The sequence below is a fragment of the Flavobacteriales bacterium genome, assembly GCA_021739695.1.
In the GTDB taxonomy this organism is placed as follows: Bacteria; Bacteroidota; Bacteroidia; order UBA10329; family UBA10329; genus UBA10329.
Genome location: JAIPBM010000003.1, coordinates 178,747 through 203,809, shown reverse-complemented (window position 1 = coordinate 203,809; position 25,063 = coordinate 178,747). Strand labels below are relative to the sequence as shown.

Here is a 25,063-nt window from a genome sequence, read left to right as displayed (position 1 = left end):
TAGTGATCAATCAATGATCTTGCAACGTTCGAATGGCTTTTCGCGATCGAAGAGGTAGCGATACGTGGCATGCGTTCGCCATATTTCAGCACCTAGTTGTTCGCAAACCCGCATCATTTTTGGGTTGAAATCGCCTATCCAATTCATTTCGATGGTCTTGTAAGGCAAACCCTTGTTCCAAGCAATGTCTGAGTAAGAAACCACCATGGCGCTTTCAACTCCCTTTCCGTGCCATTCAGGAACAACACCGAAAACCAGTCCCAACATCTTCTTGCAATGTCCCATTTTCATGTGGTAGGCGAATTTCAATTTACCAAGCCAATTCATGTTACCATCCACATACTTGAACAATTGATTCAATTCAGGGATGGAAAGGAAGAACGAAATGGGTTCGTCTTTATAGAATCCGAAGTAGATAAGGCGCTCATCTGCAATCGGTTTCAGCTTATCGAACATCTTCCGTGCCTGTTCCAAGGTCATTGGTTTTACGCCAGAATGCCCACCCCAAGCTTTGGTATACACTTCGTGGAAATAGATGGCCGCTTTATCGAAATTCTTCTTTTTAATGTATCGGAAGCTGATATCGGGATTGTTAAGCGCCTGTTGCGCACGTTCGTAAAACCGAGGGTCGAAATCCTTGGTCTTTTGAACGTCTCTTCCGTAGGTGTATTGATTGAAGAAAAGTTGAAAACCGTAGGTTTCGTAGAGTTTCTGGTAATACGGAGCGTTGTAATTCATGCCGTAGTTCTGTTCGGCAAATCCGTCTATCAGTACGCCCCAGTTCTTGTCGCGTTCGCCAAAGTTCACAGGGCCGTCCATGGCCTCCATTCCACGTTCCTTCAACCAATTAAGTGCTGCATCAAACAGCATATTTGCCGCCTTTTGATCATCAATACAATCGAAAAAGCCACAACCACCTGTCGGTTGATCTTCAGTACTGTAGGTTTTGCCGTTGACAAAAGCTGCAATGCGACCGATGGTCTTTCCGTTGGATTGAAGCACCCAGCGAATAGTTTCACTCTTATCTAGAGCATAAAATCGATTGGTTTTCGGGCTGAAAACGTCTTTTACTTCCTGATCGATGGGGCGGATGTAAAGCGGGTCGGATTTGTACAACTCCGTTGGGAATAGCACCCATTCGTTCTCCTGCTCTTTTGTTTTGACCTCAATCAGTTGCATGCTTCAAGTAATTTCAGCTAACATAACAAGAAAGACCAAACAAACGGAAAACTGGTCGTTTGAGTTAGTCGCAGCAACCCTTAGACTTCTTCAATTCCTTCAGTCCGATCTGATATGCAATGCCGATGCGGAACATCATGGCAGTTTCGTAATGGCTAAATGGATGTTCGGTTTCCTTCGTGTCAGCAAAGGCTGATTGCAAGGATCGCAGTTTGATAGATTGTCCAAAACTTCCAGGACCAGCGCCTAGGCTCAAGTGCAAAAGCAAACCTTTGTATACGTTGCAGCGAGTGCCAATACCGAAATGGTGCACAATGGAATTACTCGTCACTTCGCGCATGGCGCCATAGGTCGAACCATCTTCGGCCGTGCTCAACACTTCACGACTCGACTTGATGTATCCGTAATTCAGGTCGTAAAAAACGTAAGGAGAGAACAAACGGTTACTACGAATGGGGAAATACTGATAAACGAACGAAGCACCGTAGCGTTCCCAATCGCTTTGTCCCGGAAAAAGTCCTTGGTAAGCAATGTGCGGCCCCAACGCCACCGCATGTTTTTTCATCGTGTAAGTAATGTGAAATCCGAATACCGCGCTCTCTAAATACGAAAGTCCAGTGTACGAAAGGTCGATTCCTAATTTGTTGTCGAATGCGGTGCTGTCCTTCTGGGCAAAACCGTTCCCAACAAATACTATCAACAGTGCAAGCGTGACAAATATTCTGGTCGCATTCTTCATCGGGGAGCAAATTACCTATTTTCAACCGTTCACCAAATAACGTAAAATGCAACACGCAACTGCAGATCTTTGCGATGATCACATCGATAAACTTCAAGTGGCCGAGCCTATTTTCATCGATTTTGGCGCCACGCTCAGTTTCGAAGGCGAAATTCACACACTAAAAGTTTTCGAAGATAACACGCTTGTCCGTGCGGCTTTAGAAAAGGACGGAACCGGAAAAGTGTTGGTCATCGATGGAGGCGGCTCATTCCGCTGCGCGCTCGTTGGCGATAATCTCGTAACCCTTGCCATTAAGAACAAATGGCGCGGAATTGTGGTCTATGGCTGCATCCGAGATTCGAAGCTCATATCCGAGATGGAAATTGGCGTTAAGGCGCTCAACACCCATCCGGCCAAAAGCGTAAAGCGCAACGAAGGACAAGAGAACATTGATGTACGATTCGCTGGAGTCGATTTTAAACCCGGCATGTACCTCTATGCCGATGAAGACGGAATCGTTGTCAGCGAGTTTCAACTCATAGTGGGACAATGATATTGGGCGTGCCCCCGATAAAAAAATAGGGGTCAGGCTGTACGCTATATCTTTTTTCTGGCCGGTGCCTGAGCACGATCGAAGGCAGAGATCAGAAAAAAGGATGCCGCTTCCATCCTTCACGCGGGCGCTATACAATGGCTTGGGTCGGTTGGCAGACAACTTCGCAGCCAATAGAATGATTGCTTTGACTTAACCAAATTGACTGAACAGAAACATATCGTCATCATCGGAAACGGCATTGCCGGCATCACAGCCGCGCGCCATATTCGCAAGCGAAGCAATCATCGCATAACCGTTATTTCTGCTGAGACTGAGCATTTCTTTTCGCGCACCGCGCTCATGTACATTTACATGGGACACATGAAATTTGAGCATACCAAACCCTACGAAGATTGGTTTTGGGAAAAGAACCGAATTGAACTCAAGCGGGCCGTAGTTTCTAAGGTCGAGCCAAGTTCCAATTCAATCATCTTCCATTCTGGCGAAACCATGCAGTATGATGAACTTATTCTCGCCACAGGTTCCGCTTCCAATAAATTCAATTGGCCGGGTCAAGATCTGAAAGGAGTGCAAGGTCTGTACAGTTTTCAAGATCTCGAATCGATGGAAGCCAGCACAAAAGGCATCCAACGTGCTGTGGTTGTCGGTGGTGGATTGATCGGAATTGAAATGGTGGAGATGCTGCTGTCGCGACAGATTCCCGTTACTTTTCTTGTTCGCGAAGACAGCTTTTGGAATACCATGTTGCCGAAAGAAGAATCAGAAATGATCAATCGGCACATCCGTTCGCATCATGTCGACCTTCGTTTGAAAACAGACCTGAAAGAAATTCTCTCGGACGAAAATGGAAAAGCTCGCGCAGTGGTAACAGGCGATGGAGAAGAGATTCCGTGTCAGTTCGTGGGATTGACCGTTGGTGTGCATCCGAACATTTCGTTCTTGAAAGATTCAGGAATTGAAACCGATAAAGGCATTTTGGTGAACAAAAAGCTTCAGACGAATTTCACGAATATTTATGCTTTGGGAGATTGCGCGCAGGTTCAAAACCCGATGGAAAACCGAAAACCGATTGAAGCGGTTTGGTACACAGGCAAGATGATGGGCGAAACGGTTGCTGCTACCATTTGTGGCAATCCGACAGATTACAATCCAGGCATCTGGTTCAACTCCGCCAAGTTCTTTGATATTGAATATCAGACTTACGGCTATGTTTCCGCCCAATTGAAAGAAGGAGAAGAAAGTCTTTTTTGGGAAGCAGAAGATGGATTGCGGTCGCTCAGAATTGTGTTCGATTCAAACTCTAAAGCAGTGCTTGGTTTCAATGCTTTCGGCATCCGCTTGCGCCATAAAGTGTGTGATGAATGGCTGAAAAATAGAACGTCAGTACAGGAAGTGATTTCAAACCTTAAACGTGCCAATTTCGACCCCGAGTTCTTTAAGAAGTTTGAACGTGAAGTGAATTTCTCTTCATGAAAAATAAATACATGAATTTAGCCACGGATGCACGGATTTTCACAGATGAAACACGGATGTTTCTCCTTGTATCTGTGAAAAAAATCTGTGCTGATCTGAGAATCTGTGGCTTTAAAATGTCCAGTCTATGAGCAAAGAAGGATTCAGCATATCATTGGCCAGTCCGCATGCTCCTGGAATGGACGGATTTCAAAAGGGTGGAATTGCGCTGTTTGCACTTGCTTTCCTGTTCACATTGATCGGATTGTTCGGTCCAGCCGCTCAAGATCCAGCATTGTTCTTCTACATCGGATTCATCGGTTCCATTGTCGGTCTGAGTATTTACACCGTTCGTACGTACCTCAAACGACCAGCAGGCGTTCAGAACAATCACATTTTCACATCAAGCATCACCAACCGTGGATTGTGGGGCTGGGCACTAGGCATTTTTCTCACTGGGTTTTATGTTGTTTTGTATTGGGGTTCGGACGAAATGTGGAACAGTTCTCCATTGGTGCTACTCTTCAATCCGATCAGTCAAGGGCTGTTCAATCATCCTCCCGACAGGTGGTTTCTGTATTCGTTCATCTACACCGTTTCTATTCTGATAATGGGCGTGCGCGCCATTCTTAAATACCGCCATTCCAATTATCAGATTGTACGGACATGTTCCATCATGTTCTTCCAATTGGGGTTTGCGTTTCTCATTCCGCAGTTCCTCAAAGCCATGAGTCAGCCTGAATATTACTTCAGCTATTTCTGGCCACTCGATTACGACCTGCTGTTTCCTTCCAATGTTGACGGAATGCTTTCGAACGGCACCATTGGCATGTGGATGCTGATCAATTCGGCCATACTTACCTTCATCGCCACGCCCATTCTTACCTATTTCTTCGGGAAACGCTGGTATTGCAGTTGGGTGTGCGGTTGTGGCGGTTTGGCAAACACTGCTGGTGATCCGTTCCGGCAACTTTCTGATAAAAGCATGAAAGCGTGGAAAATTGAACGTTGGATGATCTATTCCATCCTTCTTTTTATCACTGTTTTGACCATTTTACTTTGGGTGAATTCGTATTTGAAAGGCGGAATGTTCGGAGGAATTTCTCACTCGCTTACCAAGGTTTACGCCTTCCTCATCGGGCAAGCTTTTGCGGGTGTGGTAGGAGTGGGGTTCTATCCTTTGCTTGGCACGCGCGTTTGGTGCCGTTTCGGTTGCCCAATGGCTGCGTATCTGGGTTTGCTCCAGAAGTATTTCTCCCGTTTCCGAATTACGACCAATGGCGGACAATGCATCAGTTGCGGTAACTGCAGTACCTACTGCGAAATGGGAATTGATGTTCAGAGTTATGCCCAACGAGGCGAGAATATCGTTCGTGCTTCCTGTGTTGGTTGCGGTATCTGTTCAACGGTTTGCCCAAGAGGTGTACTCAACTTAGAGAACGGTTCAACACACACCGACCGCGAAAACAACAATCCTATCACCTTTGGTAATGATGGGGTTGGGTTGAACCTTGATTAAGCAAAAGCAATTTTTGTCGGTCTATTCCCTTTTTCATCTACTTTAGCCGCGCTTTAGGTTCTCAAGCATCCCAACAGATGTGCGAGATTAAAATGGGAATCCGGTGAAAGACCGGAACTGTTCCCGCAGCTGTAAGCTCGATGAAGACCTGTTAATCTCGGTCACTTTCTGTAAGAAGGGAAGGCCAACAGGTTCGAGTAAGTCAGAAGACCTGCCCAAAGCATCACATTTCCATCGCCTTCGGGAGAAAGGTCGGAAGTAGGACTGTTACAATGAAAAACAAAGGCCTTGGCCTGTTGCTGATGTTGGTGCATGCTGCCTGTTTTGCTCAGGTTAGCGATTCCGTTGTATACCCTGTGGTGACTGTGGAAGCACAGCGTATTTCAGAAGCCATCGGTTCTTCTGTTTTCGAAACCGATACACTGCTCTACAAACTGCTTCGGTCGAAAGGATTAACTCAAGTATTGGAAACCGAGAGTTTCATCTCTACCCGTGCATACAATCCTGGTGGAACCGCTAATTTTTCCGTTCGAGGCAGTGGTTCTCAGCACACCCAAGTGGTTTGGGAAGGCATTCCGATCAACGACCCAATGCTTGGTCAAACTGACCTCTCAACCATTTCCTTGGGCGGCATTTCAAATGTGCGTGTGTTGTACGGTTCTGCAGGTTTGACCAACAATTCTGGAGGGATTGGCGGCACCATCGAACTTTTATCTGCAGAGCCAAGAACGAAAGATGGATTGGATGCAAACCTCAACGTATATGCAGGTTCGTTCGGGAATTACGGTGTTTCTGTTCGGCTTCGCGATAAGTACAAAAAGCTGTTCGGTAGCACTTCGGTCGAATACCATACAGTGAAGAACAATTTCACTTTTACAGACCTGTCGACCATTGCGCGAGAGGATAGGAAATTGGAACACGCCAGTGTTCAGCGTATCGGATTCTCAAAGAGTTTAGGGATTCAACTCAATCAGAGAAATACGATTTCTGCTTCTGTTTATTACGCGCAGGTTGCTAAAGAATTACCTCCCAGCATGCTGATGGTGGCTTCGAAGGAAAAACTTTTTGATAGGGATGTGTGGGCAGCGTTGAAATGGAAGCGTGAAGGTAAACGGTCTGAACTTTCTGCCACTGCTTCTTACATCTATGGTAATCAACAGTATTTCGACAATAACGAATACACCTTCCATCACCTTTATCAGGCAAATAAGAACCTTATCCGCTACAAATTGAACTTGGGACATCACCTTCATTTGGATGTTGGAGCTGATGTTTTTACGGAAAGTGCGCGGTCTGATAGCGCCTATCGAAGTAAACCACATTTGCGTTATTGGCAGGCTGCCTTTGCTTCGTTAAAATATGTTCCAAAGAAATGGGTAGCAGCCCAAGTGCTGATACGGGAAGATGTGATTGATGCAAAATTCAGTCCGATTCAAGGTTTAGTAGGAGTAGAGGTAAAGCCTGCTAACTGGTTCATTGTCAAAGGAAACGTTTCTCGAAACTTTAGACCTGCAACGCTTAATGATCTGTATTGGGTTCCGGGTGGGAATCCGGATGTGAAGAGCGAAACCGGTTTCAGTTGGGAAGCAGGAATTGGATTTAAAGCAAAGACTAAAGCGTTTCAGTTCCGATTTGATGCCACGTATTTCCAATCGGAAATTGACCATTGGATCATTTGGTTGCCGCTTGGTAACGTATGGACGCCTCAGAACAAACGGGCGGTTTCGTCCAAAGGAGTTGAAGCCAAACTGGAAGCTACAGCCACCATCGGGAAAGTATTGCTGAAGTTGAATGGCGCGTATACCTACGTATCATCAACAGTGAAGAAAGGCAGTTCAGAAACAGATGTGTCTGTTGGGCATCAGCTTATTTACGTTCCCGCACATCAGGCAAAGGCTTATGTTTCCGTTCATTTCGCCAAGTTGTTTCTGCTGATCGGGCATCAATACACAGGCTTACGGTATACAACTTCTGACAACAAGAGTTCGTTGCCTGCCTACCAGCTCAGCTACGCTTCTGTTGGATACGAATACACGTTCAAAAAACACACGATCGGTATCAATCTCACGGTCGATAATCTGTTCGATAAAGACTATCAAACCATTGCGTGGCGACCAATGCCAGGCCGTTCATTCTTAATTAACCTTAACTATCAATTCTTATGAAAAAGCTGTTTCTATTGTCCATTGCATCCTTGTTTGTCCTTGCTTCCTGCAACACCGATAAACCAGATGATAATCCTGATTACGAATCATTCACCAATGGTGTGTTTGTGGTTCATGAAGGGAATTTTCAGAGCGGAAACGCTTCGCTTTCATTCTTGAATAAGTACAATGATGAAATGAGCAATGATGTGTTTACTGCGGTCAATTCCATTCCCTTGGGAGATGTGGGACAGAGTATGGTAACGCTTGGAGATGTGGGTTATGTGGTGGTGAATAATTCTGGTAAAATTGAAGCTGTGAATTTGCAAGATCTGAGTTCGAAAGGAACCATCTCAGGGCTTGGATCTCCGCGCTACATCTGCATGGTCAGTAATTCTACCGCGTATGTTTCTGATCTGTTTTCGGGAGTCATCACGGTATTCAATCCGCAGACCTTGGCTACAACGGGTAGCATTGCATTGAACGGTGAAGTAGAGGAGATGGTAAAAACGCCTAATGGTGTGATTGCTGCTGGTACGGGGGCGAATCAGGTTTACAAGATCAATACCTTGAACAATGCGGTAATGGATAGCGTGAATGTGGGCGTTGGACCAACCAATTTGGCCATGGACGCCAACGGAAAGGTTTGGATTCTGACAAACGGTGGTTGGGGAACGGAAGACGCGCGATTAGTTTGTATCGACCCAGTGAACATGCACATTGAACTTACTTTAAGCTTTGCAACTGGTGAATTTCCTTCAAGCCTTAGAACAAATGCTGCTGGTACAGCTCTGTATTGGACGAATGGAGGCGTGTATAAAATGGAGATCACGCATACCACGTTACCAACTGTTTCCTTCATCAATGCAGCGGCTTACAAAGTAAGTGCCGACCCAGAAACGGATATGATCTATGTGTCTGACGCGGGCGATTTCAATTCCAACGGTCATGTTTATAGCTACCAAGCAAATGGCGCGGCTGTTGATACATTCGAAGTTGGTGTTATTCCTGGAGAGTTCTGTTTTACGGAGTGAGCATTGAATTCGCACACGGTATCTATTTTGTACAGGTTTTGCTTCTTGGTTCGATCAGTTAGGATTTTCATTTGCTTAAGTCTGTTAGAAGTGAGTTTTAGGTAGTAGAAGTAAATTCAAGGAGTACAGATAAGCGTTCGGGGCTTTTAGAAGGTGATTTTAGGTCTTTAGAATTGACGGACACGGTTAATCGGAACAAAAAGCCTTCATAACAATCAATTAGTGTTAGTTTTGAAAGCGTAATCTGTAAAAATGATGTTAAGATTCCTTGCTTCAATGCTGCTGGTGAGTACATATGCCATACCGGCATTCTCTCAGAATGATTCGATTGCCGAAGATGATGGTGATTTTGAGATAACATGGGGTCCTGACTATAGGATTCCACAGGGATATCGAAATTTCGGTTACATCAGATCGTTTGATAGAGCTATTGTTCAGATGAGTATTCGTACTGAAGAATACTTGGCTTTTCAGGTGCTTGGTGAAGACCTGAGCGTGAAGGAAGAGAAAAAAGTAGCTATTTCTGGCTTGCCTAAAAAAATGAGCAGTGAGGGTTTCTATAGCTTAGGATCTCGCTATTTCTGGTTCTATTCATCTTGGGATAAGAAAAACAAAAAAGAATTGCTGTATGCTCAGGCGATGAGCCTATCTGCAGACTCGTTTGAAGGGCAGGCCGTTTTGGTAAACGAATGCGGTAAGATTTCGCCTGAGTCCTATTTCAGTAGACGGTATTATAATTTTTTCTCGGAAGATGATTACAACATGAACCTTTCGAATGACGGAAATCACATGATGATTTCCTATCGTGGTCATCCTGAATTTAGGAACGATGAAAAGAATATTGATAGGATCGGGTTTCTGATCTTAGATAGCGTGATGAATAAAGTGGCGGGTGCTGAAGTGATAATGCCTTACACTGAAGAAGTAATGGACAATATCGATTTTGACCATGATGGTAAAGGAAATGCCTTCTATTTGATAAAGGTGTATGACGGTCCGCGCAAGGAAAAGAAGGAGGATGGTTCACCCAACTATCATTATGAGCTACTAAGGATAGCTGCTGGCAGCAGTACGGTAGAAGTGTTGCCCGCGCTTGCCTTGACCAAGCCGTATGTCCGCGATATCTACATTGAAGAAGACAAGGAAGGAACTATTTCGTGCAAGGGGTTCTTTTCTAATGACCCTGATATGCGAACGTCAGACGGTTTCTTTTTGACCCATATCGATTCGAGTAGAAACTCTATAAATGAGAATATCGAATACACTGACTTTCCGAGCGAAATGCTGGAACAGCTAGCGCGTATGCGGGATAAACGCAGCAGTGGCAGTGGCATAGGAGATCGTCCAGAATGGTCTAAGCTCCGAATCCGTAATGTGATCAGTAACGAAGATGGGAGCCTAATTATATCGGGAGAGGAATACTATACCTACGATACCCAACATACCAGATATAGATTTAAACATTACGAAACCTACACGATTACGCACTACGTGTATAACGATATGGTGGTGATGAAAAAGGATGCCGAAGGAAAAATCGTGTGGTGGCATAGAATACCCAAAACCCAATACGGCACCAGAGGTTTAGGCGGAATGTCTTTCAGTCTCTTTGTGAGAGATAATTCGGTTTACCTGTTCTATCTGGACAATGATAAGAACAAAGACCTGCCAGCAGATCAGGTGCCTGCTATGCACATGGATGGTATGGGTGGAATTCTATCGTATGCTAAAATTGATCAGGAGGGTAGGCTCACCAAAAAGCAATTGTTTGACCTGCGCGTCAAAAACGTTGACATACAAGCAGATGACTTCATACTGTTGAACGATAATGCGTTTGCTGTGCGTAGCTATTTGAAGGACGTTTACAAAATGATCGTGTTCAATGTGAAATAATGGTTGCACGCCCGAGAATGGAATGGGTGCTTGGTTCAACGTCCATTGCGTTGGTCCTGAAACAGGCCTTCCAAGAGTTGATTGAAGACTGTTCACAGACGAAAGATATTATGAAGCGTGGTTGTGGCATTTATAAGTGCAGGCTCTAGTTCCTGAATTCTAAAACGCAATCTTTGACCTCATGGCAGAACAGAACAAAAACCAAGAGGCAATTCTCAGTAAACTTGGTATAACGGCATTGAATGCCATGCAACTTGAGGCGCATAAGGCCATCAGCAGCCATGCTGAAGTGGTCTTGCTGGCTCCTACCGGAACAGGCAAAACCGTTGCCTTCCTGCTGCCTATTATCGCTGCTTTGGATTCGGAATTGGAACAGGTGCAGGTGCTCATTCTCGTTCCGTCAAGAGAGCTTGCCATACAAATAGAACAAGTGGTGCGCGAAATGGGTAGTGGCTTTAAGACCACGGCCGTATATGGTGGTCGGTCAGGTTCTAAAGACAAGCTGGAACTGAAGCATCCACCAACTATTCTTATTGGCACACCGGGCAGGGTGGCCGATCATTTCCGTAGAAAGAACATTGCCGTCAAGCACATCAGCACCTTGGTATTGGATGAGTATGATAAGTCGTTGGAGATCGGTTTCGATAACGAAATGAAGGAGATTATTGAGGCCTTACCTGATCTTGAAACAAAGGTGCTGACCTCTGCCACTCAGAAAGTGAAGATTCCTGCCTTTGTTGGCATTCAGAATGCCAAGCATCTCAATTTCTTGAAGGAAACCGAGCTACAATTAGCATTGAAGCTGGTTGTTTCGCCTACGGAGGATAAGCTGGAAACCTTGGTGCGTTTGCTCATGCACATAGGACCGAAAAACGGGATTGTCTTCTGCAACCTCAAAGACAGCATTGAGTTGATAAGCGACCACTTGTATAAGAACCATATCGACCATGTCTGTTTTTATGGTGGCCTGGAGCAAATTGACCGCGAACGGGCGCTTATCAAGTTCAGGAATGGTACGCACAATCTGCTGATAGCTACCGATCTGGCTGCGAGAGGAATTGACATTCCAGCACTCGATTTTATCGTTCATTACCAATTGCCGCCACGGCCAGATGAGTTTATCCATCGCAACGGACGGACAGCACGGATGAATGCTGAAGGCACGGCCTATGTGCTTAAATGGGAGAACGAAACGCTTCCAGTATTCATCAAAGGGGCAGAGGAGATCAAGCTTTCGGCTAACAAACAAGCATTGAGCAAAGACTGGGAAACGCTCTACATTTCTGGTGGGCGGAAGGATAAGATATCGAAGGGAGACATTGCAGGGCTTTTCTTTAAGCAGGGAAATCTGAACAAAGACGAATTAGGCATGATCGAGTTGAAGCAAGATTGTGCTTTCGTGTCTGTTCCGAGCGCCAGAGCAACGGAACTCATCAAGTTGCTTAACAACAGCCGTTTGAAAACGAAAAAGGTGAGGATAAGCCTCTTAGATTAGGCAACCCTTATTTAAAATGAGGAATGACTCAGGCAGAAACTGAAATTCCAGTGCTAGTAAGTACGCGTTACAAATGCACGACATCTGAGTTCCAATTTCCTTGAGGGGCATTTAACGAATGCATGTCAGCATTCACACTGAAGCAAGTTGAGGGTGACAGTGTCTGTCTGGAAATGACTCTTTTCTAGGCAACTAAGCGAGTTGGTAAAACGACAGAATCAAGATGTCAGAAATCACAGGAAAACCTTATGTGACTTCTGACATCTCTTATCTGACACGTTGACCTTTGCTGAGTCCTAAGATCAGAAAGTCAATTTTATCACTTTGGTCACACGTTCTTTTACCTTGCCAGCTATACCAAGGAACACCACCTCCTTATCATTGGCATAAAGCACAGGGCTTTCGTCAAAAAGAGTGTATTCGTCCTTGCCGAAGGTCTCCAATGGGCCAGCGGTTTTGGTGGTCAGGTCGAAACGAACAATTTGCAACAGCGGACCTTCATCGATCTTCCTTTTGCCCACCATGGCCTTGTCGTCACCCCCTTTTACATAACCTGTGATGATCTGCACAGGTATCTTCCTGTAGGCATGCACGTCATGCTCGCTGTAATCGTAGATGGCCCAGTACATGGACTTCTTGTCTGGGGCAACGAACATGTTTGAGTTAGCGTAGTTCGATTTAGGCACATAGAACAGGTTGGTGAGGTCACCGCTGCCGTTGATCATCATGATGAACTCCTGTTTGCGGTTATCGCCCTCCTTGCCCATGGTCAGGTTCTGGCCCGTGATGTAAAGCATATCGTCCACAAACTTCATTTCCTGTAGTCGGAAGAAACCGCTGGGGTTGTTGCCACCTTTTGCTCCCGTAACCAGCGTGCTGGCAGCGGACATCTGGTCGGGTGTCAGGCTTTTCACGTACTCGGCCTTGCCGCCTTTGGCTTTCATGAATTGGTAGTTCTCCAGTTCGTCAATGCGCAGGTAGTTCTGAAAGCTCAACCCCTCGGTGGTCATGATACCCCCGAAGTGATAGTCGCTCAGTTTCACCTTGGCAGCCGCAGGTCCGAAAACGTGCACAGCCCCGTTGTGCTCCACAGCCTCTTCTGGATACCATTGCGTGCTAACCGCTTTGAAGGTGAACCGCTCCTTTACTTTGGTCGTTGTGCCATCTATACGGATGTACTCGAACTCCAAGGGGTCGGCCTTTACCTTTTCGACCTTGATGCCATACTTGTTGTATTTGCCCGTAGGCTGCGCAATGACGATGATATCTTCGCCACCGGCCTCGTTCTTAAGCACCATACCCTTGAGGGCGATGGCGTAATCAAATTTCATGCTCGATTCGGCCTTCTTGTCCCCACTGTGGTCATAGTAGCGGATGTTCAGCGTGGTCTCTGTCTGACTGTTCTGGGTCAGTACGATGACCCCGTCAATGGTAGGGTGGTTGAAGATGGCACCCTCTGCCGGAAAAGGGATTTCCAGACCGGTACTTTTCGCCTCTATCCTTTGGTCGCAGAAGAAGAAACCGTCCCTTACGTTGGCATACATGTTCACCACATACTCGTACTGGCTCAGCCAGCCGCCTTTCTGATTGGCACCTGTCACGTAGCCATAATTGGATGTCAGTTCAAACCCCTTTCCATTGACCGGATACTTGGCAATGGCGTTATTCAACCCTTTGATCTGCTCTGTATCCAGCTTCTTGAAGTTGAAGTCGCTGTCGAAATGCAGATGCTCGAAGTTGTAGATGATGTCTCTTGCGGTGAAGGTCCTGGAGTCATAGCCCCTGGTCTCATCGCCTTCGCAAATTGTCTTCACGAAGGTGAGTCGTGATTCGCCTGTGCTTGCATTGAAATCGGAGGTTACCAGCTTGGACGATTTGGTCTTGCCATTGGCATTCAGGTCAACGGTCTTTACCTCCACGTTGGTCTGTGCGAGCAACAGGTTGGTGGTTGCGAGCAGCAAAGCACTCAAGGCCACTAATTTCTTTTTCATTTGTGAAATTAATTGTGATGTGTCCCTACTCGTAAGGCTTTTCGGTAACGCCCCGTTTAATGAGTGGTTTCTGGTCTCCACTGGAAAAAATGGTAATGGATTGGAATGGTAACGCAGGCTTTGCTTGGCATGCGTTATTTACTGCAAGAATATGACTGCAGCCAATATTCTTTCTACGTTGAACTACGGATTTCCTTGGCCCTTGATGCTAGGATGATAGGAGGTGATGAAGCGTTGACAACAGACAGTTTACGGTAGAAAGTAGAAACTCGTGATGGGGGCGTTTTAACGCACGTTCTTGTCTTTCGTTATTTCTAAGGGGTAAAATCCACTGTCCATTCAATGCCGTATCTGTCTCTGAACATCCCGAAACAGGAGCCCGAAGGACTTTCGTCAAATGGCACTTCTATGCTTCCACCTACAGAAAGTCCGTTGAACAGCATATCGGCCTCTTCACGACTTTCGGCACTGATGGCTATTTTGGACCGGTTCTCATTCTCATTCACCGGACCCAAGCTTTCTGGAACATCATTGGCAATAAGCAAGTTGGTGCCGATAGGCAAGGCGATGTGCATTATCTTATTTGCTTCGGCTTCAGGTATCGGATATTCTGGGCTTGAGATGTCCTTGAAGCGAATCACCTGCGTAAATTCTCCACCAAAAACAGATCTGTAAAAATGGAATGCCTCTTCTGCGTTTCCATTAAAGTTGATGTGGGGATTGATGCGTGCCATGGTGGTTTCTTGTTTTAGGAATGGTATGCGTTTTGACGCGTGAAGATAAATGGTAATGTTGCTGGCAGATGTGCGTTGCAACTACGTGAGCCGAGCAAAGGGAGCTTACGGATGAAGGATGCTATCTCTACGTTCTGGGAGATAAACTCGAGCCATCCAGAGAAGGCATGGCAATCGATCTATCGAGCGTACTCAAACACCCCATTGGGCCCTGAATCACGGATTTCTTTATTCGCTACTATTGCTTGAACCAATTCCCAAATCCAACTAGCGTTATCCTTCAATCAGTCTCTCCATGAACGCCACCTCCGTTACCCGATCTCGTGCACTGAAGTTTGTTTTTAAAACCGTGCTTCCTGTGCTGGCCACAGCTGCCATCTATACAGGCATCTCAGGCTGCGGGAATGACAATATTCCTCCTAAAGCCGAGTTTATCGCTTTGAGCACTTCCATCACCGCTGGGCAATCGGTTACGTTCTCCGATGAATCGGAGGATAATGGTTATGACATCCAATACTGGGAATGGACCTTTGAGGGAGGCACGCCCGCTACTTCCACCGAAAGGAATCCGATAGTGGTGTATGCTGTGGTTGGTGTTTATGATGTGACCTTGAGCGTAGGGAACTCCCTACTTGGCAACACCATGTTCAAGCCCAATTATATCACAGTGACGGCCGCGCCCGACCTGGCACCCACAGCGCAGTTCACCGCTTCTGTCACCGAACTGTATGAAGGTGGCAACGTCAATTTCACCGACCAGAGCACCAGTACGCCCACTTCTTGGGCCTGGACATTTGAAGGAGGAACACCCGCCACATCTACGGTGCAGAACCCTACAGGAATCGTTTATGCCAACCCGGGCGCATACGATGTGACCCTTGTGGCCACCAACGCCAATGGCAGCAACACCTTGCTTAAGAGCGAATACATACTGGTGCTTCAGAATGTGCCTTATTGCAGTCCAGTAACGGATATTGACGGCAACACCTATCAAGTAGTGGAAATTGGCAGCCATTGCTGGATGGCATCGAATCTGCGAACCACCACTTACAACAACGGGGTGCCAATTCCTACGGGTCTCGACAGCGCCACTTGGGTCAATACCTCAGCCGGAGCCTACACCATTTTGGATAATAATGCCAGCTACGCCACATCCTTAGGACGCCTTTACAATTGGTATGCGGCCACCAGCAGCAATGGAATTTGCCCAGACGGTTGGCACTTGCCGAACGATGCCGAATGGACCGACCTGATGGATGCTTTGGGAGGTATCAATGTAGCAGCACCTGCACTGAAGTCTGCCACAGGATGGACTTTAGGCAATGCCACTGGTAGCAGTGGTTTCAATGCCCCTAATGGAGGCTCTCGCTACGACTTCAATTTTGCGCATGACGAAGCGGCTTTCTGGTCGAGCGTGCCCATGAGCGCCACCGATGGCGGTATCTTTCTCATGTATAACCTCGGAGAAGACAATGTTTGGAATTGGAATACAGACAAGAACTCGGGCATCAGCTGTCGCTGTGTGAAGGATTAAGCTAAGAACCCTCTTTAAGGACAATCGTACATCGGAAAGCCACAGAAGCTATTTCGGAAGCGACCGTTGTTCTTTCAGAACTGATAATTGGTATTTCGGGAACGGCAATTCGTATTCCAAGCATGATGGTTGGTATTTCTATACTCATTATTTAAATACCGATAGTGGCTCTAGAAATACCGAGAGTGGTTCTAGCAATACCAAGAGCCTCTGTAGAATAACCAAGGAAGGCTCTAGAAATACCAATAGTGGATGTAGAAATACCGAATATGATAATTGGAAAACCAAAAGTGGCACTAGCAATACCGAAAACCGTAATCCATGGACCAATTGCTATGCTGGAATTTGCTTGCTATTGCTGGCGTAGTGCCCCTTTGTCAAACGGTATCTGAGAAACGACCGTAGCTGCTAGCGTTAAGGTACACGTGCTGTGGTCAAGGACCGTAAATGTTGAAGAAATCAGTGTTTCTACGTAGTAGAAGATGAATACGTATTGATCACCTTTACCGAAGGATCAACGGGCAAGGAGGATGGTAAACGAAACAATTTCGCTTAACGCTGCACCACACTGACGCTTGGTCTAACAACTTCACTTATCTTATTAAAAATGAATACCAAGTTCTCAATTGTGCTGCTTGTGGCCGTTGCTGCCATTTTGCAAGGATGTGTTAAAGACAAGACTGATGTAGGCTCACTTACCTGTGCCGATCTGACGGATGACCTCATCATCATTGATGGAAAGGCTTTTCCTTGGCATGAGGCAGGCGCTTACAATTGCGGTCAAACCCCTATAAACGGAGCGGTGTGGTTCACCCATCTGCGCGATGTGATCTATGGTTCAGGTAGTACGCTCATCATTCCGGCCATCAACGTTACGCTTAGCAGTGTTCCTCCAGCGGGGCAGACCACCACGTATCAGCTCGATAATGGCATGTGGCAAATAGCAAGTACGGCAGCACCTGCCGGATTGGCAACCTTCAGAATGAACTTTTACGAAGAAACAGAGGATGACCAAAGCAGCTGGTTCAGCGATAGCGACAGCGGAACCGTAGAGGCAACGGCTGATGCCAACGGAAATGTGACGCTCAATTTCAGCGATGTGCAGCTGGTAATGAACGGTGGTCTGCTTACCAATCGGAAAAGCATCTGTGGTAAGAACCTGATCTGCCATTGATTGAAGAGCATACTGTAGCGACTCCATAGCCCTACTCGGTTTTTAGAAACCTTGTAGGGTTGCTTGCTAGAGGGAATGGAGAAGATGGCAGTCCTTGCAACTTGGCCAAGGCCATAGCACCAAAGTAAACCTCAGCTTTTGGGAGAGAAACTTTTTCCCATTCTTTGTCGCATGTCTTTTCGAACAATTTTTCTGCACGGTGCACTTGGTTCAGCTAAGCAGATGCAGCCACTTGCCGATTTTATTGAAGCCGATGCCGCGTGCCTCGACCTTCCTGGCCACGGAGCGAAGTCCTCCAACGGTGAACCGTATTCGATAGAAGCCATGGCAGAAAATGTGCTTGAATCGTTGACTAAGCCTGTCCATCTGTTCGGTTACAGCATGGGCGGTTACGTGGCCTTATATCTGGCTGCCAAACACCCTGAAATGGTGAAAAGCGTAACCACACTCGCCACCAAATTCGATTGGACGCCAGAAGGAGCACAGCAAGAGATTCGGATGTTGAACCCAGATAAGGTGGAGGAGAAGGTGCCAGCCTTTGCTGCCTTGCTTCAACAACGGCATGGAGATCATTGGAAGGACGTTATGTTCAGAACTGCCGACATGATGCTTGCCTTAGGTAACTCACCAACGCTGACAGCCGAGCTGCTTGCTGCCGTAAAATGCCCAGTGCTTCTATTGCGCGGCAGCGAAGATGCCATGGTTTCGAAAGATGAAACGCTTTGGGCACAGAAGCATATTCCCAATGCACGCTACGTGGAGTTGGAAGGTCAGCCTCACCCATTGGAGAAGGTTGATCTGACCGCAGTAATGGAGTCTATTCAATAAACTGTGACAGTTCAAGGTTTTTCCTTGAAGGTCTGGCCTAAGAACGTATTTCAGCAGTTAAAGATCGTAGTGGCCCAACTAGTAATTGTTGACGTAGAATGACCCATTGGTTACTCGCACCGTATCTGCACTATCGTATGGGTTAACTGCAATAAATTCAAAATTCCCTTCCGTGTGGCGCGAAGCAGGATTGCCTTCTTCATATTCGGTTATTTCCCATTGACCAGACACCACCGTGTAGTAAATAGACGAATTGGCCCAAAGGAAATAGCATCCTTCCTGTGCCGAGTCTAAGGCCACCACTTCCTTAACCCTATCCAGATCCACTACAATGGCCAGCGAATGTTTTTCAGACCCATTCGCATAAGCAACCACTTGCAAATGATTTTCGGTGGTGTTGTAATAACTGGCAGATACATCATCTTCGCCACAGGTATAGCCAGTGCCGTTGGCAGTGAATGCCGCTTCATGGGGCTTGGTAAAATCATCGCAGGATGCGAGCAATGCAAGGGAAACAAAAGAAAGATACTTGAATTTCATGTAGAGTACGGTTAGAATTATGGGCCGCCAAATTACTTCGCCCTATTCGTGGTGGCTACGTGAAACAGCGTATTTGCTGGAGCAACGATCCTTTCACTCTTAGCACTACCCAGCTGTCATTCTGAACGGCCTGTTCTGAGAGAAGTCAAATGGGAAATTGCCAGGTCTTTTAGGACACCCCTGTTTTTTAAACCTAGTATATCCCTTTAATCTCTTTGTCCCTTCCTTGAAATAGTTTGACACATTCAAGAAAAAGGCGTTTCCGTTTCTGAGCGAATAAGCTTAGGAAGACACAAAACAAGCTTAGGAAACCTCTGCCCAAGCTATGCCAAAGGCTGCCATAGCTTAGGAAGACACAAAACAAGCTTAGTAAACCTTTGCCCAAGCTATGCCGAAGGCTGCCATAGCTTAGGAAGAGACCGCCATAGCTTAGAAAACCTTTGCCCAAGCTATGCCAAAGGCTGCCATAGCTTAGGAAGACACAGAACAAGCTTAGGAAATCGCCAAACAGGAGTCTGTTCAATAAACTGTGTCGGCAGTCAGACCTACGAGCATTTCAAAACCTTGAAGGTTTTGGCTAAGAACTGATTTCAACAGCTAAGAAAAACCGTTTTTCCACGTGACCGAAAGAGCTAAGGAAGAGAGGGAAAGAGCTAAGGAAATGGCTGCCATAGCTCTTCCACTGACAAAAAGAGCTAAGGAAATGGTTTCCATAGCTCTTCCACTGACAGAAAGAGCTAAGGAAATGACTGCCATAGCTCTTCCAACGACAAAAAGAGCTAAGGAAATGGTTGCCATAGCTCTTCCGATGATGAAAAGAGCTCTTCCGATGACAGAAAGAGCTATGGAAACGGCAAAAAAGTGCCTTTTGCTCCAATATTAAAATGGGTTTGTGCTCAAATCCATCAGCGAAACAGCCGCAATGCTCAGACCTACGAGGTTTCTAAAAACCTCGTAGGACTTGGCTAAGAACGCATTTCAGTGGCTAGGAAATAGGTAGGGTGTTGGCGCGGAAGGATGAGTTGTGAGCGCAGGTTGCAAACATATGTTAGCGTGAATTAACTATTCATCACAAACCCATTCCAACCCAAGTTGGTTATCATTGACTAATTCCACGAACTCGTTCCAAGTATCTACATGCAACCATGGGGCTGAATCGCCATACAACAAATTCACACCGTTAACTACTTCCAAGTAGTTCGTATCACAAATAGGTGACGTTAGGTTTAGAGCACCGATTTCACCATTTTCTACGTACGTGTTTCGACAGCATCTTATTGATTCTTCATTATTGCATGAGCAAAAAAGGATAATTAATGCAGCAAAAAATGCATTTGGAATCAATGAACTTGTAAGCCTAGTGTTATTGATCATTTATTAATTGAAATTAAAAGTTAGTTTTTTAATGTATACCATCAAATTCCTTGCTACCCTGATTCTGAATATAGACTAATTTGCAGACATACGTGAAGAATAGACCTTCAAGATTTTCAAAACCTCTTAGGTCTTGGCTAAGAACGCTTTTCAGTAGCTAAGAAAGGGGTGGGGTTGGAGGTACAAGTTGCAAACTTGCGCCAGCGAGGATTTACCACTTAATGTGCTTTTCAAGCTCCTCCTTGTTATTGGCAATTACCATCTGATTGTGTGTCGCGACCACTCCGTCATTAATGAAGTTCATCAATTCGAGGTTTGCTTGAGAATAACCGTAAGCACCCAAGTTGCCCTCTTCGCCTGATTCGGGATATGGGCTTATTTCTAAACATAAATAGGGAGATAATGGATAGTAATTAATTGAGTTTTTATTCATCTCTAAACAATCAAAATATGGTGTTTTTGTGTTTGTTAGGGGATTTGTGTTAACTGAAAATCCAGGACTATCATTTGTCCAAAATGTGAAACCTTCTACTGCTTTTAGAAAACGCCATCGCTTTGTACAAAGAATTCGAAGGAACAAATCCATCAAATTCTTAAGCATCTTAGGATTGGATAGTCCGTAGAGTTGAGATTTTTTACCCATTTGAACAGAAACCGATTCTATCGTTTTATCAAGTTCTTGCGTTCTGGATCCGTATCTCTGGAAGGAAATAGTTTTCAACGTAAATTCTGAGATTCTCTGAGCATCGTTTCGATAACTAGGTTTTCTCAAGTCGGAGAAAAGTATCCATAATGCGATAGTCTGAAGGAGGTCTTCTGTAAGTGGTTCATGAGAGCCCACTACTGACATGATTTTATCGTAATAAGGTTCTACTTCCCGACTCAGTATGTCAATCTCAATAAATTTCGGATACTTGGAATAATTATTGTCATAATAATTCGTCCTCTTAAAGACTTGGTCTTCCAAGCCAAAAGGCCTTACAAGCTTCTTGTATTTGTCTCCGAAATTTATTCCGTACACTTCACTATTCCTATCAGCTGCCTTCCAATGCTTGAGGTAAGTTTTTGGTACAATATGTTGTTTCTTATTGGAGGCTATGACAGAAGTTTTTGAATATCGTTTAGGACTGTTTTAATCTTGAATTGCGGTAAGTACTCCATTCTCAAAATATAGGTACTGTCCATTGGGATAGACCCATTGCTCTGAAACTAGGTTCTCCGTTATTGTACGATTGATGTCATTAGGCTTTCCCCAACTTTCTTCGGCTTCGTCTTTTGACATGCCAATGAATACTTTTCCTTCATAAATACGAATTGCAATAGGGCTTGAATACTTTGATAACAATCTTCTCATCTTACTGTCGTTTTTGAGATAGTGTAATTCAGATAAGTTGATTTTCGAAGTATCGGCAAAAACTCCTAAGAATGCTCCAGTCACTGGGTCTAAAAATTCCATAACTATTTCGTCTCCAATCGAATAGGTATCTATTCCGGCATCTTCATATCCGATAGCCTTTTTGAAGTAAAAAATATTCTTGGCATCAACTTTATTGAATTTTTGATCGTAAAACTCCTCTTGACCTAAGCAGTTGCTTACAATCAGTATTGCAGAACTTAGAGTAATGGCAAGTATTTTTAAGACCATAATATTCTTTTTCTAAAGCGCCTTCAACTCACTCACCAACTCCGTGAGCACCTTCTTGGCATCGCCAAAGAGCATGCTGCTCTTATCACGGTAAAAGAGGTCGTTGTCAATGCCCGCGTAGCCCACGCTCATGGAGCGCTTGTTGATGACCGTGTGCTTGGCATCTTCCACAGATAGAATTGGCATGCCGTAGATAGGCGAGGAGGGGTCTTCCTTGGCGGCAGGGTTCACCACATCGTTGGCACCCAGCACCAGCACCACATCGCAGGTAGAGAACTCAGGGTTGATGTCTTCCATCTCCACCAGTTTGTCGTATTCCACGTTGCTTTCTGCCAGCAGCACGTTCATGTGTCCGGGCATACGTCCCGCCACAGGGTGAATGGCGTATTTCACTTCCACACCACGGCTGGCAAGGATGCTTTCCAACTCATGCACCACGTGCTGCGCTTGCGCCACGGCCAAACCATACCCAGGAACAATGATCACCTTAGAAGAGTAATTGAGCAACACCGCCAAGTCGCTTGGGCTCGTTTGCTTGTACGATTTCTGAACGCCATCGCCAGCAGCTGCGGCTGCTCCGCCTCCTGTACCGAAAGCACCAAAGATGACAGCCGAAAGCGAACGGTTCATGGCGTTGCACATCACCACCGTCAAAATCGTTCCTGCCGAACCAACGAGAATACCGCCCGTCAGCATGGCCATGTTGCCATAGAGGAAGCCACCAAAAGCAGCCGCCATTCCCGTAAAGGAGTTCAAAAGGGAGATAACCACGGGCATATCCGCCCCACCAATTGGCAGTACGAAGAGCACGCCATAGGCCAAACTCAGACCAAGAAGGATGTAGACCCACATGTCAACGTTTTCAGCGCCAATGTGTCCTCCTGCCAAGCAGATGGTGAGACCAACCGCAGCTATGATGAGCCCTGTGTTCATCACGTTATAGAAAGGCAGTCGGATGTCCTTGTTCAGGTTGCCATTCAGCTTCAGGAAGGCAATCATACTACCTGCAAACGAGGTGGAACCGATGACCAATCCTGCATAAATCGTGAGAAGAGTAAGCATGGAAGCATTCGGGTCGTGCGCATAATGCGGAAACTCAATGAGTCCGATAATGGCGGCACAAGCACCACCCATGCCGTTGAAGAGCGAAACCATCTGCGGCATATCGGTCATCTGCACGCGCTTGGCCATCACGTAGCCGAGCACCGAACCAATGGCAATTCCAGCAATGATCCACGGAAGGTTGTGTAGGTGCCTTCCTTCATGATCTGTATAAAGCACGATGGTGGCAGCAACCGCTACGGTCATACCCGCAGCTGCCCAAAGATTTCCCTTACGGGCGGTCTTCGGGTCGCTCATCATTTTCAATCCGAAAATGTAAAGTACCGATGCGATCAGGTACGCTATCTCTAAAATATAGGCTCCCATTGCTTAGTCTTTTTTAGCTGGTTTCTTCTTGAACATCTCTAACATGCGGTCGGTGACCACAAATCCTCCCACCACGTTCACCGTGCCGAGAATGACGGCCAGAAAACCGAGAATGAGCGCTACGTAGTTGTCGGGCGATGCGGTTCCCATCACAATGATGGCGCCCACCACAACAACCCCGTGGATGGCGTTGGCACCGCTCATCAGAGGCGTGTGCAGTACGGTGGGTACGCTTTCAATGACTTCAATTCCGAGAATGATGGACAGGATGACGATGTAGATCATGTCCATGTGCTCGTAGGCAAATGCTAAGATTGGTTCCATGGTTGGGTTTTAGCTGTTAGGTATTAGGAGTTAGTTATTGTTGATGAGTGATTGAAAAAAATCCTCCGCCTCGTTCCTCGGCACCTCCTTTACAAAGGAGGACGGAGCTCAGTCCCCCTTCAAAAGGGGGTGGCACAAAAGTGGAGCTTGCGGAACGTTTTGTGACGGGGGATTTATGGATAATAAACATTAAGCGCTAGCTGTTTCTTTCGGCAACACAGAAAGGTGCACCAGTTTGCCATCGCGGATAATGAGCGAACCAGCGGTGATCTCGTCTTCCATGTTCCAATTGAACTGATTTTCCGTGGTAAGATGAAGCAGGAAGTTCGAAACGTTCTTGGCGAAGAGCTCGCTGGCATTCATCGGCAGCGTAGCAGGGAGGTTTCCTTCTCCAAGGATGGTGACGCCACCAACCCGAACCGTTTCGTTCAGTTTACTGGCGCTGACGTTTCCGCCTTGCGATACGGCCATATCAACGATAACGGCTCCCGGTTTCATCTTGGCAAGCATCTCATCGGTTATCAACAGAGGCGCTTTTCTACCTGGGATAAGAGCGGTGGTGATGACCAGATCGGCTTCGGCAACTTTTGCCGTTACAACTTCTTGTTGCTTCTTCAAGAACTCTGGCGAAACGTTGGTCACGTAACCGCCTTTCATGTCCACGCTCTCGTCTCCTTCCACTTCAATGAACTTTCCACCAAGCGATTGCACCTGTTCTTTCGTCTCTGGACGGATATCCGAAACCCAGACGTTTGCTCCAAGCCTTTTTGCCGTGGCAATAGCTTGCAATCCTGCTACGCCAGCTCCAAAAATGACAACGGTAGAAGGTTTGATGGTTCCAGCGGAGGTCATCAACATCGGGAATATCTTACCCATTTCAGCACCGCCAAGCAACACCGCTTTGTAGCCCGCCAAGTTGGCCTGTGAACTCAGAACGTCCATGCTTTGTGCCAGTGATGTGCGCGGAATGGCATCCATTGAGAAAGCATTCACGCCCGCTTCGGCCAATGCTTTCACCACTTCTGGGTTGGTAGCTGCAAACAGCAATGAGATCAGGGTTGATCCCGCTTTCAGTTTTTGCGCTTCCTCCACTGTCGGTGGATTGATCTTAGCTACGATATCGCATTCAAAGGCATTGGCCTTGGCACCGATAACTGCCCCGGCCTGTGTATAATCCCCATCCGAGAAGAAGGAACTTTCGCCCGCTCCGCTCTCTACGATGATCTCAAATCCTTTGGCTTTCAGTTGTTTCGCGATGGTAGGGGTAATGGCCACTCTGGTTTCGCGCGCTTGTGTTTCTTTTGGTACTCCTATTTTCAAAACGTGTGGTGTTTGTGTTAAGGCATTTCAAATGTATGCGTTTCGTCCAAAGGTTGTGAATACTGTGATAGATAGTTTCATTGCTGTCAAGAAGCTGTCATTTCATGAAATGTTGAGAAGGAGTGAAACATTCCATTAATTTCAATGTTTGAACATTGAAATACTCATTAACCCTAAA

22 protein-coding genes and 1 riboswitch are annotated in these 25,063 nt (G+C 46.1%); of the genes, 11 read left to right on the top strand and 11 right to left on the bottom strand.

The genetic code is table 11. The features are described from left to right. Positions 1–6: 6 nt before the first annotated feature. Both K9J17_03140 and K9J17_03135 read right to left on the bottom strand, forming a co-directional pair. Positions 7–1,179: a hypothetical protein gene (locus tag K9J17_03140; GenBank protein MCF8275706.1), complete on the bottom strand. Its 1,173-nt coding sequence runs from the start codon at positions 1,177–1,179 to the stop codon at positions 7–9. Positions 1,180–1,243: 64 nt separating this feature from the next. Next, positions 1,244–1,918 carry a hypothetical protein gene (locus K9J17_03135; protein ID MCF8275705.1) on the bottom strand — a complete coding sequence of 225 codons (675 nt, stop codon included), beginning with the start codon at positions 1,916–1,918 and terminating at the stop codon, positions 1,244–1,246. Positions 1,919–1,964: 46 nt separating this feature from the next. Between K9J17_03135 and rraA the strand changes: the two genes are divergently transcribed. The 7 genes from rraA (at position 1,965) to K9J17_03100 (ending at position 11,993) form a co-directional block, all read left to right on the top strand. Then, positions 1,965–2,453 carry a ribonuclease E activity regulator RraA gene (gene rraA, locus K9J17_03130; GenBank protein ID MCF8275704.1) on the top strand — a complete coding sequence of 163 codons (489 nt, stop codon included), beginning with the start codon at positions 1,965–1,967 and terminating at the stop codon, positions 2,451–2,453. Positions 2,454–2,654: 201 nt separating this feature from the next. Beyond that, positions 2,655–3,929 (top strand): FAD-dependent oxidoreductase, encoded by a 1,275-nt coding sequence (locus K9J17_03125; protein MCF8275703.1) that lies wholly within the window; start codon positions 2,655–2,657, stop codon positions 3,927–3,929. A 127-nt stretch (positions 3,930–4,056) separates the two neighbouring features. Beyond that, positions 4,057–5,427: a 4Fe-4S binding protein gene (locus tag K9J17_03120; protein MCF8275702.1), complete on the top strand. Its 1,371-nt coding sequence runs from the start codon at positions 4,057–4,059 to the stop codon at positions 5,425–5,427. Positions 5,428–5,465: 38 nt separating this feature from the next. Beyond that, a riboswitch (cobalamin riboswitch) is annotated at positions 5,466–5,661 on the top strand. 38 nt (positions 5,662–5,699) lie between these two features. Further along, entirely contained in the window at positions 5,700–7,592 is a 1,893-nt protein-coding gene (locus K9J17_03115) for a TonB-dependent receptor (GenBank protein MCF8275701.1), read from the top strand. Next, positions 7,589–8,605, top strand: a complete 1,017-nt coding sequence (locus K9J17_03110) for a hypothetical protein (GenBank protein MCF8275700.1) — start codon at positions 7,589–7,591, stop codon at positions 8,603–8,605. The genes K9J17_03115 and K9J17_03110 overlap by 4 nt, the downstream gene beginning before the upstream one ends. 252 nt (positions 8,606–8,857) lie before the next feature. Then, the gene (locus K9J17_03105; GenBank protein ID MCF8275699.1) at positions 8,858–10,498 is read left to right on the top strand and encodes a hypothetical protein; all 1,641 of its coding nucleotides are present in this window, start codon (positions 8,858–8,860) and stop codon (positions 10,496–10,498) included. A gap of 181 nt (positions 10,499–10,679) precedes the next feature. Beyond that, positions 10,680–11,993: a DEAD/DEAH box helicase gene (locus tag K9J17_03100; protein MCF8275698.1), complete on the top strand. Its 1,314-nt coding sequence runs from the start codon at positions 10,680–10,682 to the stop codon at positions 11,991–11,993. A 302-nt stretch (positions 11,994–12,295) separates the two neighbouring features. Here K9J17_03100 and K9J17_03095 read toward each other — a convergent pair whose 3' ends face one another. Then, positions 12,296–13,984 (bottom strand): hypothetical protein, encoded by a 1,689-nt coding sequence (locus K9J17_03095; GenBank protein MCF8275697.1) that lies wholly within the window; start codon positions 13,982–13,984, stop codon positions 12,296–12,298. Positions 13,985–14,298: 314 nt separating this feature from the next. Continuing rightward, positions 14,299–14,718, bottom strand: coding sequence for a VOC family protein (locus tag K9J17_03090; GenBank protein ID MCF8275696.1), 420 nt, complete (start codon positions 14,716–14,718; stop codon positions 14,299–14,301). Positions 14,719–15,013: 295 nt separating this feature from the next. Between K9J17_03090 and K9J17_03085 the strand changes: the two genes are divergently transcribed. Further along, a complete protein-coding gene (locus tag K9J17_03085) occupies positions 15,014–16,252 on the top strand; it encodes a PKD domain-containing protein (protein MCF8275695.1) in 1,239 nt (412 codons plus the stop codon). 1 nt (position 16,253) lies between these two features. On the opposite strand, the gene K9J17_03080 is transcribed toward K9J17_03085, so the two are convergent. Next, entirely contained in the window at positions 16,254–16,400 is a 147-nt protein-coding gene (locus K9J17_03080) for a hypothetical protein (GenBank protein MCF8275694.1), read from the bottom strand. A 459-nt stretch (positions 16,401–16,859) separates the two neighbouring features. Here K9J17_03080 and K9J17_03075 point away from each other — a divergent pair, with 459 nt between their 5' ends. Further along, the gene (locus K9J17_03075) at positions 16,860–17,426 is read left to right on the top strand and encodes a hypothetical protein (GenBank protein MCF8275693.1); all 567 of its coding nucleotides are present in this window, start codon (positions 16,860–16,862) and stop codon (positions 17,424–17,426) included. A 171-nt stretch (positions 17,427–17,597) separates the two neighbouring features. Further along, a complete protein-coding gene (locus tag K9J17_03070) occupies positions 17,598–18,254 on the top strand; it encodes an alpha/beta fold hydrolase (GenBank protein ID MCF8275692.1) in 657 nt (218 codons plus the stop codon). A 78-nt stretch (positions 18,255–18,332) separates the two neighbouring features. Here K9J17_03070 and K9J17_03065 read toward each other — a convergent pair whose 3' ends face one another. Then, complete coding sequence (locus K9J17_03065) at positions 18,333–18,794, bottom strand: hypothetical protein (protein ID MCF8275691.1); 462 nt, start codon at positions 18,792–18,794, stop codon at positions 18,333–18,335. 619 nt (positions 18,795–19,413) lie between these two features. On the opposite strand from K9J17_03065, the gene K9J17_03060 reads away from it, so the two are divergent. Next, a complete protein-coding gene (locus K9J17_03060; protein ID MCF8275690.1) occupies positions 19,414–19,677 on the top strand; it encodes a hypothetical protein in 264 nt (87 codons plus the stop codon). Positions 19,678–20,379: 702 nt separating this feature from the next. Here K9J17_03060 and K9J17_03055 read toward each other — a convergent pair. The 5 genes from K9J17_03055 to K9J17_03035 all read right to left on the bottom strand — a co-directional run bounded on the left by K9J17_03055 (position 20,380) and on the right by K9J17_03035 (position 24,885). Then, positions 20,380–21,267, bottom strand: a complete 888-nt coding sequence (locus tag K9J17_03055; protein MCF8275689.1) for a DUF4238 domain-containing protein — start codon at positions 21,265–21,267, stop codon at positions 20,380–20,382. A gap of 33 nt (positions 21,268–21,300) precedes the next feature. Beyond that, complete coding sequence (locus K9J17_03050; GenBank protein ID MCF8275688.1) at positions 21,301–21,813, bottom strand: DUF2845 domain-containing protein; 513 nt, start codon at positions 21,811–21,813, stop codon at positions 21,301–21,303. Positions 21,814–21,825: 12 nt separating this feature from the next. Beyond that, positions 21,826–23,241, bottom strand: coding sequence for an NAD(P)(+) transhydrogenase (Re/Si-specific) subunit beta (locus K9J17_03045; GenBank protein ID MCF8275687.1), 1,416 nt, complete (start codon positions 23,239–23,241; stop codon positions 21,826–21,828). A 3-nt stretch (positions 23,242–23,244) separates the two neighbouring features. Further along, a complete protein-coding gene (locus K9J17_03040; GenBank protein MCF8275686.1) occupies positions 23,245–23,565 on the bottom strand; it encodes an NAD(P) transhydrogenase subunit alpha in 321 nt (106 codons plus the stop codon). A 189-nt stretch (positions 23,566–23,754) separates the two neighbouring features. Then, positions 23,755–24,885, bottom strand: a complete 1,131-nt coding sequence (locus tag K9J17_03035; GenBank protein MCF8275685.1) for a Re/Si-specific NAD(P)(+) transhydrogenase subunit alpha — start codon at positions 24,883–24,885, stop codon at positions 23,755–23,757. Between the last annotated feature and the right edge of the window lie 178 nt (positions 24,886–25,063).